Origin of the sequence: Myxococcus sp. CA023, assembly GCF_010998615.1 — a bacterium.
Lineage (GTDB): Bacteria > Myxococcota > Myxococcia > Myxococcales > Myxococcaceae > Myxococcus.
Genome location: NZ_JAAEAH010000049.1, coordinates 1 through 12,404, shown reverse-complemented (window position 1 = coordinate 12,404; position 12,404 = coordinate 1). Strand labels below are relative to the sequence as shown.

Annotated in this window: 7 protein-coding genes and 1 pseudogene; 1 reads left to right on the top strand and 7 read right to left on the bottom strand. The window is 69.8% G+C overall.

Annotated features, from left to right (window positions below; all coding sequences use genetic code 11):
- Window positions 1–11 precede the first annotated feature (11 nt).
- The 5 genes from F8M74_RS21675 to F8M74_RS21655 form a co-directional block, all read right to left on the bottom strand.
- Window positions 12–716, bottom strand: coding sequence for an MBL fold metallo-hydrolase (locus F8M74_RS21675; protein ID WP_141253321.1), 705 nt, complete (start codon window positions 714–716; stop codon window positions 12–14).
- Between the two features lie 230 nt (window positions 717–946).
- Window positions 947–2,233 carry a sigma-54-dependent Fis family transcriptional regulator gene (locus tag F8M74_RS21670; protein WP_141253322.1) on the bottom strand — a complete coding sequence of 429 codons (1,287 nt, stop codon included), beginning with the start codon at window positions 2,231–2,233 and terminating at the stop codon, window positions 947–949.
- Window positions 2,234–2,262: 29 nt separating this feature from the next.
- Window positions 2,263–3,534: an FAD/NAD(P)-binding oxidoreductase gene (locus F8M74_RS21665; RefSeq protein WP_141253323.1), complete on the bottom strand. Its 1,272-nt coding sequence runs from the start codon at window positions 3,532–3,534 to the stop codon at window positions 2,263–2,265.
- A 177-nt stretch (window positions 3,535–3,711) separates the two neighbouring features.
- Complete coding sequence (locus tag F8M74_RS21660) at window positions 3,712–6,414, bottom strand: AsmA family protein (protein WP_141253324.1); 2,703 nt, start codon at window positions 6,412–6,414, stop codon at window positions 3,712–3,714.
- Window positions 6,415–6,785: 371 nt separating this feature from the next.
- Window positions 6,786–8,300: an ELWxxDGT repeat protein gene (locus F8M74_RS21655; protein ID WP_228559261.1), complete on the bottom strand. Its 1,515-nt coding sequence runs from the start codon at window positions 8,298–8,300 to the stop codon at window positions 6,786–6,788.
- 344 nt (window positions 8,301–8,644) lie between these two features.
- On the opposite strand from F8M74_RS21655, the gene F8M74_RS21650 reads away from it, so the two are divergent.
- The gene (locus tag F8M74_RS21650; protein WP_228559263.1) at window positions 8,645–10,339 is read left to right on the top strand and encodes a DUF885 domain-containing protein; all 1,695 of its coding nucleotides are present in this window, start codon (window positions 8,645–8,647) and stop codon (window positions 10,337–10,339) included.
- A gap of 110 nt (window positions 10,340–10,449) precedes the next feature.
- Here F8M74_RS21650 and F8M74_RS21645 read toward each other — a convergent pair whose 3' ends face one another.
- On the bottom strand, window positions 10,450–11,427 hold the full coding sequence (locus F8M74_RS21645) for a 4-hydroxy-3-methylbut-2-enyl diphosphate reductase (protein WP_141253327.1): 978 nt from the start codon (window positions 11,425–11,427) through the stop codon (window positions 10,450–10,452).
- Between the two features lie 111 nt (window positions 11,428–11,538).
- A pseudogene (locus F8M74_RS21640) lies at window positions 11,539–12,404 on the bottom strand (peptidase M56); the annotation flags it as partial.

Below are 12,404 nucleotides of genomic sequence, written 5' to 3'. Positions count from 1 at the left end.
TCCGCGTGACTTCAGGCCTGGAGGGAAGGTGAGGGCGGCGTGTGTCCGCAGGCCCGGTTGGCGGGGACGGCCACGTCCAGCTTCCGGGGAGGTGGGAGCTGGAGCGCGTTCATCAAGACGATGAAGTCCGCGCGCGTGCGTCCGGCCAGCCGGGGGTTGTGCTGCTTCTCCTCGCCCACCGTGGACATGGCGTGCCCGGCGTAGTCGTGGCCGGGGTAGACCGCCGTGTCGTCGGGCAGGGTGAAGAGGACGCGGGTGATGGCGTCGTAGAGTTGGCCCGGGTCGCCGTTCTGGAAGTCCGTCCTTCCGGTGCCTCGGATGAGCAGCGCGTCTCCGGTGAAGAGGCGGCGCTCACAGAGGAAGCTCAGGCTGTCGTCGGTGTGACCGGGCGTCTCGAGGACACGGACTTCGAGGCCGCCCACGCGCACGATGTCTCCATGGTTCACCGTCCGGTCCACGCAGGGCGCGCCGCGGCTGGAGGCCACCACGGTGGCGCCTGTCCGCTCACGGAGCACACCCGCGCCGGTGACGTGGTCGGCGTGGACGTGCGTCTCCAGCACCACGGACAACGTGAGGCCCAGCTCCCGGAGGAGCTTCAGGTCGCGCTCCGTCTGTTCCAGCACCGGGTCGATGAGCGCGGCGGCGCCCGAGGCCTCGTCGGCCAGGAGGTACGTATACGTCGAGGTGTCCGCGTCGAAGAGCTGGCGGAAGAGCATCGTTCGCCTCCGTCGGAGTGGGGGTGCGAGGCCGTCATTGCCAGTGACGTGCCAACAGGCTGGGAGGGGCTCGTGTCGGGGGGACGCGGGTTGCCGGCACCGCGGAAACGGACCCTGCGGGCAAGACGGCATGCTTCAAGCGTGCAGTCGTGAAACGCACCTGAAACAGAAGTGAAACGTCGTTTGAGTGCAATGTTCGTGGTGTTTCGTGGCCGACGCCCGCCCGTCGCTCAGCGCTCCGCCGCCGCACCCAGGTCGCGCAGGCGCCGCCACAGCGTCACGCGACTGACGCCGAGCAGGCGCGCGGCCTCGGAGCGGTTGCCGCCCGCCTGGGCGAGCGCGGCGCGGAGCCGTTCCGGCTCCAGCGAGGCATCCGGGGCAGGCTGCGTCACGGGAGCGGCCTGCCGCTGCTCGGAGAACTCCGGTGGCAGGTCCGCCTCTCGGACCACCGGGCCTTCGCCAATGACATAGGCGTATTCCATCACGTTCCGCAGCTCGCGCACGTTGCCGGGCCAGGGGTGCTCCTCCAGCAAGCGGCGGGCACCCGGAGAGAAGCGCTCCACGCGGCGGGCGCCTCGTTGGTGCAGTTCCTCCAGGAACCGCAGGGCCAGTGGGAGGATGTCGCCTCGTCGCTCCCGCAGCGTGGGCAGGAAGAGCGGCACCACGCGCAGGCGGTACATCAAGTCCGCGCGGAAGCGTCCCGCCTCCACTTCGCGCCGCAGCGGCCGGTGCGTGGCGGCGATGATGCGCACGTCCACGGGCACGGGCTGGCGGCCTCCCACGGGGATGACGGTGCGCGTCTCCAGCACGCGCAGCATCTTCGCCTGGAGGTCCAGGGGCATCTCCGCCACCTCATCCAGGAACAGCGAGCCCTTGTCCGCGAGCCGGAAATGTCCTGGGCTGTCGCGCACCGCGCCCGTGAAGGCGCCGCGCACATGGCCGAACAGCTCGCTCTCCAGCAGGTTGGGCGGCAGCGCCGCGCAGTTGATGGCGCGAAACGGCCCGCGCGCCCGTGCCGACAGCGCATGCAGCGCGTGAGCGATGTGCTCCTTGCCGGTGCCCGACTCCCCGCGAACGAGCACGCTGGACTCGGTGCGGGCCACCTTCTCGACGATGCGGAAGACGCGGCGCAGCTCGGGCGCCTGGGTCCACAGGCCGTGGAACAGCTCCGCGCGACCGCTCGTCTCTTCCACCGCGTCAGGCGAGACGAGCAGGGCCCACCCGGATGCCCGAGGCCCTCGCGCCAGGGGGACGGCGCGCACCCGCACGGGCTTTGAGCGCCCACCCACGCGCAGGCGGACGGAGGCCTCATGCCCGTTCTTCAGGACGTCCTCCAGCGGCTCCGTGCCGTCAGCGCGCCTCAGGATCTGCGCCAGCGGTGTCCCTGCGCGCAGCGTGCCGCCCAGCAGGGCTTCGAGCGCGGGCGTGAGCGCGGTCACCTTCCTCGCGTCGTCCACGAGCAGCACGGGGCCCGCGAGGGCATCCAGGGCGGGAAGCACGAGGCGGGAGGTGGGCATCGTCGGTGCATAGCCCGACCCCCGGCGTCTTACGCAAGGCCCCGCATCATGAATGCCCAGTAGAGGCGTGGCAGGCCGTACTTCTTCAGCAGCCACATGTCGCGCCGTTCCTGCATGGTGTCGATGAAGGGGATGGTGGGCGCGGGCTTGCCGTCGTAGTCGAACTCGGCGAGCAGCAGGCGCCCATAGCCCGTGGTGAGAGGGCAGGACGCGTAGCCGTCATACCGCGCGGGCAGGGGCCGGTCCTTCATGCAGGCCAGGAGGTTCTCCACCAGCACCGGCGCCTGCTTGCGTATGGCGGCGCCCGTTCGGCTGGTGGGCAGGTCCGACGCATCGCCGAGCGCGAAGACGTTCGGATGGTCCGGGTGCTGGAGCGTGTACTTGTCCGCCTTCACCCAGCCGGCATTCGGACCCTCCCGCCAGGACAGCGGGCTGCGCTTGATGAAGTCCGGCGCGCTCTGCGGCGGGGTGACGTGCAGCATGTCGTAGGTCAGGGTGATGCGCTCCGTCTGCCCGTCGCGCGTGGCCTCGAAGGTGGCCTCGCGCCGCTCGCCGTCCACGGCGATGAGGTCGTGCTGGAAGCGGGGCGTGATGCCGTAGCGGTGCACCACGCCCTCCAGCACGGAGGCGAAGGGCTTCACGCCGAAGATGGTCTTGGCGCCGGAGCCGAAGACGACGCTGGTCCGTTCCAGCACGCCGGTGCGGCGGAAGTGGTCCGCGGCCAGGTACATGATTTTCTGCGGGGCCCCGGCGCACTTCACGGGCGTGGAGGGCTGGGTGAAGAGCGCGGTGCCACCCTGGAAGTTCTGGAGCAGGCGCCACGTCTTGGGCGCGAGTTGGACGTCGTAGTTGCTGCTGACATGCGGCGTCTTCAGCGCCTCGCGCAGGCCCGCGACCTTGTCCCAGTCGAGCTGGATGCCAGGGGCGACGACGAGGAAGTCGTAGCCCAGGCGGAGGCCACCGCGGGTGAGGACCTCTCTCGCCTCCGGGTCTATCTCCGTGGCGGCGTCGCGCACCCACTTCACGCCGCGCGGGATGAGGCGGGACTCGTTGCGCACGGTGTCCTCGACGCGCGCCTCCCCGGCGCCCACCAGCGTCCACAGGGGCTGGTAGTAGTGGTGCTGCGAGGGCTCGAGGACGGCGACGCCCTTCTGTCCAGCGCGCGCCAGCCGGGCGGCCACCGTGATTCCGGCCGTGCCACCTCCGATGATGAGGACGCGATGGTGTTCGCGCACCGGCACCACCCTGGGGCTGGACGGCGTCACCGAATCCCCGCGGTCGAAGTCCTCGCTCGTCTGCATGTCGCGCGCTCCCTTGTGACGCGTGAAACGGGTAGGAAGCCCTAGCAGGGCGCATGCCACACTCGTCCCCGAGGGCAGGTCTCGGGTGACGGGGTGAACAGGGTGTTTCCCGGCCGTTTCAGCGTGTTTCAGGGGCCGCGGCACCGGCGGAGAAGCCCCGGTGCCGCGCGCGGACCGCTACTTCCCGAAGAGGCCGCGCAGGCGCTTCTTCGCTTCTTCCTCGGCGCGCTTCTTGGCCTCGGCCTCCAGGCGCGCCTTCTCCTCGGCGGCCTTGGCCTCCAACTCCTTGCGCTTGGCCTCGGCCTCGGCGCGAAGCTTGTCCTCGCCGCCTTCGATGATGCCCTGGACCTGCTGGCCGCGCTCGCCGCCAATCAGGCTGCCCGCCAGTGACGAGGCCGCCAGCTTCGCGATTTGCGTCACCGCTGGCTTCACGTCCAGGCTGGTGACCTCCGGCTTCCACGCGGGGCCTGTCAGCTTCAGGCCCACGGGGATGGCGGCCGGCGGCGTCACCTTGCCCAGCGTCAGCGTCTTCACCGTGGAGGGTGTCAGCGACACGGAGCCCGTCAGGTCCAGCGAGCCATCCAGCCGGATGCCGCCGTCGAAGCTCAGCTCCGCCTCCGGCCGCGCCCACGTCAGCGGCTTGGAGAGCTGGGCGACGCCGTCCTTGATTTGAACGCTGAAGGGCAGGTCACCGCCCAGCTTCGTCACCTGCTCGTTCTTCAGGCCCTTGGCCGCGATGGGCAGCGCCTTGGCGAGCGGCTCGGACACCGCGGCCACCAGGTCCTTGCCCAGCAGCTCGCCATCCAGCAGGTCGCCGTTGATGCCGCCGAGCAGCGTCTGCTTGAGCTGGTCGGGCGTGTAGCCCACGCCCTTCACGTCCACGTTGCCGTTGAACTTGCCCGTCACGGCCTTCTGCGGCGTGAATTGCGTCAGCGCCTGCTCCACCGCGACGCCCTCCACCTTCACCTTCGCCTCGAAGGGGCGCTGCTCCGGCAGCGGGCCCAGGCGCATCGTGGTGCCGTCCGCGACGATGCGCCCGCCGTAGACGCCCGTGGAGAACTTCTCCACCGTGATGAGGTCGTCGGTCATCTTCACCACGCCCGTCACCTGGGTCATGTTCATCTCCATGTAGCGCAGCGTGCCCACCGCGAAGCGGATGTCGCCCCGGAAGCCGTTGAAGCGCGTCGGGTCATCCGACGGCGGCGCCTCCGGCGGCGGACCGCCACGCGCCTGGACTTCCTCCTCGCTCATCATCAGCGCGTCCGCGTCCAGCTTCTGGCTCTTGAGGTCCGCGGAGAACGTCGTCGTCTGCTTCTTCCCCGCGCCCGCGAGCGCGAAGGACGCGCTGCCTGTCATCGTGTCCGCGAGCACGTTCGCGGTGAGCTTGGGGATGTCCACCTTCATGCCGGAGCCCTTGCCGGGCGCGTAGGTGCCCGCGGCGCTCAGGTCCATCCGCTGTCCCGGGGCCTTGTCCACCAGCAGGCCGGGCCGCAGGTCGATGCCGCCCAGGTCCGCCTTCGCGTCGAAGCGCAGGGCGCCGCCCGTGGCCGCCGCGCCGGAGACCCGCGCGGAGAGCTTCATCGCGCCGCCCGCGTCCTTGGTGAGCTGGGCCGGCACGCGCAGCCGCACGGGCGTCAGGTCCACGTTGACGTCGATGGCCTGGGCGTCCTGCGTGCCGCTGCCGCGCACGTCCAGGCCGATGGGACCGGCAATCATCCCGTTGAGCTGCTTGCGCAGCGGCGGGTAGTACTCGGCGAGCGCGGCCGGGTCCAGGTTGCGGCCCGTCAGCTCGAAGCCCTCCACCGCGGGCTTGTCGGTCAGCAGGCCCTTCACGCTGCCCTTGCCGGTGAGGCTCGCGGGGCCCAGGTCCACCTTCAGCTTGTTGAGCGCCAGGTCACCCGTGGTGATGTCGCCCGCGACGTCGGTGTCCATGACGACGTCCAGCGCCTTGCCGCCCTCGGAGCCGGTGAAGCTCAGGCCCAGGGCCTTGAGGATGCCCACCAGCTTCGTGGGGCCCTGGCCGCCGGGAACGGCGCTGCCCAGGTCCGCCTGCCAGTCCGCGTCCAGCGTGCCCGCCCGCAGGCCGATGTCCGGCGGCAGGAAGGGGCCCAGCGGGGCGAGGTCGATTTTCTGCGCCTTCAGCGTCACGCGCTCGGGCGTGGGGACCAGCGTGGCCGGCAGCGGCGCGGCGTGGAGGGACACCTGGAGGTTCTGGGTGTCCGCGAGCACGGCGGCGGCCAGATTCACCACCAGCGGCTTGCCCACGCGGAGGTCCTTCACCTCGATGTCCAGGTCCTTCACGCCCAGCTCGCGGGCCTGTTCTCCGGCGCCGCGGTCCACGAAGCGGATGGCGCCGTCGGTGAGGGCCGCGCGCTCCACGTGGACGCCGGAGAGGTCCATGGGCTGGGACTCTTCAACGGGAGCCTCCTCTTCCTTGGGCTGCTGTTCTTCCATCCGCTGGAGCAGGCGCTGCACGTTGGTGGTGCCGTCGGCGAAGCGGACCAGGTTGACGGTGAGGCCGGAGACCTCGGCGTTCTTCACCTGGATGTCCTTGCCGCTGGAGGACAGGAGCGGGCCTGCGGCGACGCGGACGTCAATCAGGGCCAGTTGGGCCAGCGGCAGGTCTTCCCCTTCGGCGGGGCCGACGGTGACGTTCTCCACCTGGGCGCCAATGGTGGGGAAGAGCTTGGTGGAGATGTCCCCGATTTCGATGGGACGTCCCAGGAGCTGGGAATAGGTGGCCGCCTGGTCGCGGGCCGTCTTCAGCAGGATGGCGTCCAGTCGCCAGAGCGCCACGGCCACGATGATGACGAGGAGCGCGAAGACTCCTCCAAGGACATAGGGCCAACGGCGCTTCTTCTTCACCACGGTGTCGGACATCGCTTGAAACCTCCTCCAGCGAGCGGGCCGCAGGCGCCGGCCTGTGCGGTACCCGACGGGCAGGCAGACGCTTAGCCCAGCCCAGGCTCGTCCGCACGCGTCAGACGCGCCGGCCCGCAGCGGGACAGCAGCATGACAGTTCTGCCCAAGACGACGCTGGAGGCGGGGAGAAATGCACGGAGGCGTACAATTCGAAGGACGGACGGCCGCTCTGGGGGCACGAAAAAGGGGACACCAGCCGGCTCCTGGTGCCCCCTGCCACTCGGCAGTTCTCCGATGTGGGCACCCGGCGCCAGGAAGGGAAGGGGGCCAACGCCGTCCCGGTTGGCCCCTGGGGCCGGCTGCGCCGAGGGTGGGCAGGCGTCTACCGCTCAGAGCTCGCCGTTGCCGCTCATGTCACACATGCCCGCCGGCCGGATGCGCAGCGCGCGCAGCTCGCGGCCGTAGTCGGCGCTGTCGCTGGCGACGAAGTAGAGGTCCCACCCCGAGCGCACGAAGTTGCTCGGGTCCGAGTGCATGCTCCCCGGCGCGATGCCCTGCACCTCGAACACCCCCGGCTCGCGGGTGTCGCTCACCCACGCCTCCCGGCCCCCGGCCTCCGTGTGGGCGCTGAAGAAGAGGTACTCCTCCACGGCCGTCAGCTCCGCGGGCTCCGAGCCCAGCGCGCCCACGGCGATGTCGGCGTGCAGCTTCGTCCCCGCGCTCGTCCCGTCGCTGCTCCACAGCTCGCGGCCGTGCACCCCGTCATCCGCGACGAAGAAGAGCCGGTCCTTCACCACCGTGAGGTTCGTCGGCTGCGACGGCACCGTGCCCGGGTAGATGTCCTTCACCCGCATCGTGCCGGACGTCGTGCCGTCGCTGCGCCACAGCTCGAAGTCCACCCCCCCGGCGCCAGTCGCCGCGCTCAGGAAGAGCTTGTTCTTGTAAGCGACCATCCCCAGGGGGGCGCCGATGAACGTGTACACGTAACGCGCCCAGCTCGACGTGCCGTTGGTGACGTAGAGCCGCGTCTGCGGCGCATCGAAGTTCCAGGTGAAGAACAGCTTGTCCCCCACCGGCGTCAGGTCGCCCAGCATGTTCTCTTCCGTCCCGTCCACCAGCCGCACGAAGCTGGTGCCATCGGTCCGGTACAGTTGCACCCGGCTCGACTGGCGGTCGGTCGGTGAGAAGATGTTCACCTTGACGTAGAGGGCGTTCGTCCCCGCCACCATCTCGAAGTGGCTGGAGACCAGGTCTCCCTCCGTGCTGAAGTCACGCAAGAGGAAGGTTCCCTCCTCCGTGCCGTCGCTGCGCCACAGCTCGCGGCCATGCACACCATCATTCGCCGTGAAGTACAGCACGCCGTCGTAGAAGGTCAGGTGCTCCGGGTCCGAGCCCAGCCCTCCCGGCGAGATGTCCTTCACCAGCTCCGTGCCATCGGTGGTGCCATCCGTCTTCCAGAGTTCGCGGCCATGCACTCCATCATTCGCCGCGAAGTACGTCGTCATCCCGCACTGGAGGAAGGGGCCCGCGTCCGAGCCCGGGCCTCCGGAGTACACGTCCAGCAGCGGACGCGTACCCGGAGCCACGCCCGAACTCAGCCAGGGCTCACGGCCCCCCACGCCATCCGTGGCGGAGAAGAGGAGGACCTCGTTGCCGTGGGTGAGGTCCTGCGGATGGGAGTGCCCCGCGCCCGGGATGATGTCCCGCACGAGCCGCGCCGTCGTGTCGCACAGGTCCCAGCCGGAGGCCGCACCCAGGCGCGCGGTGCCTTCACGGCTGGCGGAGGCTTCCACCTCCCCGTGCTCCAGGCGAACCGGGTAGGGTGCTTCGATGCCGCATCCGAGGGTGGCGATGCCTGAAACGGCGGACAACAGCAAAGGAAGGCTTTGTGCGCGAAGACGCATACTCACTCCTTGTTGCGGTGGCTGGCTGCGGTGGGGTGCCGCGGTCGCGCAATCTGGCCGGGATGTGACGAAACCCAAGCCGTCCGCGAGTCGGTCCAGGGCTGTCATTGCGTGACAGTCGCCCTCCGCGGGCGCCTCGGCGTACGAGACCGGGGACCTTCAGCCGACAACCCGGGCGAGAGCTGTTCGACGAAGAAGCATCCAGAGCGCGCTTCCCGCTTTCCGAACCGCCGTCCCATTACGAGACTCGACGCGCCATGCGCATTCGCTCCGCATTCGTCCTGTTGGCCTGTGTCTCCGCTTGCGCTTCGCGCTCGGGGGCCGGGCCGGAGTCTTCCACGGCCATGCCCACCGCTTCAGTCTCCGCCGCGGATGCCGACTATGTCGTCCTCGCGCGCGAGTACCTGGATTGGTATGCGGCGGCGCATCCCACCCGGGCCACGCGGCTCGGCTATCACATGCATGACGCCCACCTGCCGGACGTCTCTTCGGGCGCGCTGAAGCGCAAGGCGGAGGCGCTGCGCGGCTGGCTGACGCGCCTGGAGCAGGTGGTGGCGCGCGGTGGCCTGTCGGGGGACGCGGCCGTGGACGTGCGCGTGCTGGAGAACGCGATGCGCGCCGACCTGCTGGAGCTGGAGGAGGTGCGCCCCTGGGAGCGCAACCCGGGCTTCTACGTGGGCATCATCTCCAGCGGGTTGGACGGCCTGTCGTCACGCGAGTTCGCCCCCGTGGCCGAGCGCATGCGCGCCATGCGCTCCCGGATGGCGCGCATCCCCGGCGTGCTCGACGCGGCGCAGTTCAACCTGAGCGGCGTGCCGAAGCTGTGGGCGGAGTACGCGCTGCGCGACGCGCGCGGCACCGTGGCGTATCTGCGCACGGACCTGCCCCGGGCCCTGGCGGCGCAGGGGTATGCCCAGGTGCCGCTGAGCGAGCGCGCCGCCTTCTCCGCCGCGCGTGAGGAGGCCGCACGGCAGATGGAGGCCTTCGCGGTGTGGCTGGAGCGCGAGCTGCTGCCCAAGGCGGACGGCGACTTCCGCCTGGGGCGCGAGCGCTTCGAGAAAAAGCTGGCGCTGGAGGAGCACGTCACGCTGGACGCGGACGCGCTGCGCGACATCAACGAGCGCGCCATCCGCGACTACAAGGCCTGGGTGGCGCGCGAGGCAGCCCGGTTGGACGCCACCAAGACGCCCGAGCAGGTGATGGCGGAGCTGGTGAAGGACCACCCGAAGGCGGAGGAGCTGGTGGCGTCGGCGCGGGCGCAGTTGGTGGAGCTGCAGCGCTTCGTGCGCGAGCGGAACATCCTCACGCTGCCGTCGGACCGGCTGCCCGTGGTGCGGGAGACGCCGTCCTACGCGCGGTTGGGTTTCGCGTCCATGGACACCCCCGGCCCCTTCGAGACGAAGGCCACCGAGGCCTTCTACAACATCACCAACGTGGAGCCTGGCTGGACGCCTGAGCAGAAGGCCCAGCACCTGACGTACTTCAACCGCGCGGGACTGCTGGGCATCACCGTCCATGAGGCCATGCCTGGCCACTTCGTGCAGCTGCTCTACGGCGCGCGGATTCCCACGGACGTGCGCAAGGTCTTCACCCCCGCGTCACTGGTGGAGGGCTGGGCGCACTATTCCGAGCAGATGATGGTGGATGAAGGCCTGGGGAATGGTGACCCGGCCGTGCGGCTGGGGCAGCTCCGCCGCGCGCTCCAGCGGCACGCGCGCTGGTACGCGGCGCTGGCGCTGCACGTGTACGGAGAGCCCGTGGAGGCGGTGGCGAAGCGGTACGCGGAGATTGCGTACTTCGAGCCCTTCCCCGCACTGCGCGAGGTGGAGCGCGGCACGCTCGACCCCACGTACCTGTATTACGCCGTGGGGCGCATGCAGATCTTCAAGCTGCGCGACGACTACCGCCGCCACCTGGAGTCGCGCGGGAAGACGCTGGTGCTGAAGGACTTTCACGACCGGCTCCTCCAAATCGGGCTGCCGGTGTCGCTCGCGCGGGGGGTGTTCCTGCCGGGCGACACGGCGCCGTCGCTGGAGTGAGCCGCGGACTACAGCTCGATGACCCGGGGCGTCGCCTCCTGCTCCACCTGCGAGCGGGAGGCGACGCCCCTGGATGCTGAAGCCGTTGGGCGCGTGCACGGCGCCCGGCGTCACTTCTTCTTCGGCGCCGTCCCTGACATGTCGCGGATGAAGACGCGGTCGATGCCGTGGATGCGCAGGGCCACCAGTTCGTCCGGGGTGACGTTGGGGTAGCCTGCCTCGCGCATCTGCTTCACGAACTCGGGCGTGACGCCATGGATGCGGAAGGCCAGAATCTGGTCCTGCGTGAGGTCCTTGAAGCCCAGCTCACGAATCTGCTTCACGAACTCGGGCGTGACGCGGTGGATGCGGAAGGCGATGACGTCATCCGCGTCCGTGCCCTGGAAGCCCAGTTCGCGCATCTGCTTCACGAAGTCGGGCGTGACGCCGTGGATGCTCATGGCCGTCAGTTGATTCCAGGGCAGCTTCGCGAAGCCGACGCCGGAGAACTCCTTCACGCGCTGGGGCGTGACGCGGTGGATGCGGCTCTCGACCAGTTCCTTGAACGACAGTCCGGGGTAGCCCGCGTCGGACAGGCCACGCGCGTACTCGGGCGTTACGTCGAAGATGCCCGCCTGGATGAGCTCCTCCGTGCTGAGTTGCTTGTAGCCCAGCGCGGCCAGCCCCTGGATGCGGGCGGTCGTGACGTTGGTCGCCGCCAACTGGAACTGCACCTCGGGCGTGATGTCCGAGTAGCCCAGCGTGGCCATCTTCTTGAGGAAGTCGCTGCTGGCATCGAAGCGGAAGTGGCCCGCGCCCTGGCCGTCCTGGAACTGGCCTTCGAAGCGGAAGGTGCCGGCCTCGCGCGGCAGGGTGAAGGTGGTGGCGCCGCCCGTGGTGGACAGTCCCTGGAAGGACGCCAGGGCTTCCGTGAAGCCCATGTTGCGGTGCGGGCCCTGGCGGAGCTGGAGGTTCAGGGTGGATGGGTCGCTGCTCTTGGGCGAGGCCGACCAGGTGCCGCGAGGCTCGAAGGTGGAAGAGGCCGCGACGGCGGAGGTGGCCATCAACAACAGGGCCACGAGGGGCAGGCGTGACGACATGAGACGCATGGTGGGCTCCTTCGGGTAGACCCCTCCCGTGCGGCGCGCGTCGGATGGGACGTGCGCCGAGCGGGGTGGGGCAATCGAGACGTGTTGGGTGATGGGCGCGGGACGAACGGCTTACTTCGAGCCGGTGCCGCGCATCTTCCTGATGAAGTCCGCGTCCACGCCGCCGGTGCGCAGCCGCACCAGTTCGTTGACGGAGAGGTCCTTCAGGCCCGCGTCGTGGAGCTCACCCAGGAATTGGGCGTCCACGCCCGTGGCGCGCAGCCGCTGGAGCTCCTTCGTATTCATCGTCTGCACGCCCGCCTTGCGCATGCTGGCGAGCCAGCCTGGGTCCACGCCCACGGCGCGAAGCTGCATCAGCTCCCGGGCCTTCAGCTTCGACAGGCCGTGCTTGTTCATCGCTCGGATGTACTCGGGGCTCACGCCCACGGCGCGCAGGTGGGCGAGCTCCTCCAGCGACATGCCGGTGTATCCGGCGTCCTTGATATCGCGGACGAAGTCCTCGTCCACGCCCACGGCGCGCGCGTGGGACAGTGCCTTCGAGTCATCGACGTTGAAGCCCGCGGACTTGAGGGACTGGATGTACTCGGGCGTGACGCCCAGGTGTCGCAGGCGCGTCAGTTCCTTCGCTTCCAGCTTCCGGCCGAAGCGCGTGTTCATGTCCTGGACGTAGTCGGGGGTGATGCCGGCGTGGCTCATCCTCACGAGGTTGGAGACGGTCGGCGTGTAGCCCATGGCCGTCAGTTGCTGCACGCGCTCCGGGGTGATGCCCGCGTTCTTGAGCGCGATGAGCTGCGCCACGGAGAGCTGCTGTCCCGCGCCGACCCGCGTCTGCTGGTCCAACTCACGCTGGGCGCGCGAACCCAGGCTCCGCGCCGGAGGCGCAGGTGGCGGGGTGGGGCCCGGGGCTGACTGGGCCGCCACGGCCGCGACACTGGCCGGAGGAGCGGGCGGCGTCGGGGGCGCTGGCGGTGCCACGG

Excerpts from the sequence above, each read along its gene's own strand:
- F8M74_RS21675 (WP_141253321.1), bottom strand. The coding sequence starts at position 716 with ATGCTCTTCCGCCAGCTCTTCGACGCGGACACCTCGACGTATACGTAC.
- F8M74_RS21660 (WP_141253324.1), bottom strand. The coding sequence starts at position 6,414 with ATGTCCGACACCGTGGTGAAGAAGAAGCGCCGTTGGCCCTATGTCCTT.
- F8M74_RS21645 (WP_141253327.1), bottom strand. The coding sequence starts at position 11,427 with ATGCGTCTCATGTCGTCACGCCTGCCCCTCGTGGCCCTGTTGTTGATG.
- F8M74_RS21665 (WP_141253323.1), bottom strand. The coding sequence starts at position 3,534 with ATGCAGACGAGCGAGGACTTCGACCGCGGGGATTCGGTGACGCCGTCC.
- F8M74_RS21670 (WP_141253322.1), bottom strand. The coding sequence starts at position 2,233 with ATGCCCACCTCCCGCCTCGTGCTTCCCGCCCTGGATGCCCTCGCGGGC.
- F8M74_RS21650 (WP_228559263.1), top strand. The coding sequence starts at position 8,645 with ATGCCCACCGCTTCAGTCTCCGCCGCGGATGCCGACTATGTCGTCCTC.
- F8M74_RS21655 (WP_228559261.1), bottom strand. The coding sequence starts at position 8,300 with ATGCGTCTTCGCGCACAAAGCCTTCCTTTGCTGTTGTCCGCCGTTTCA.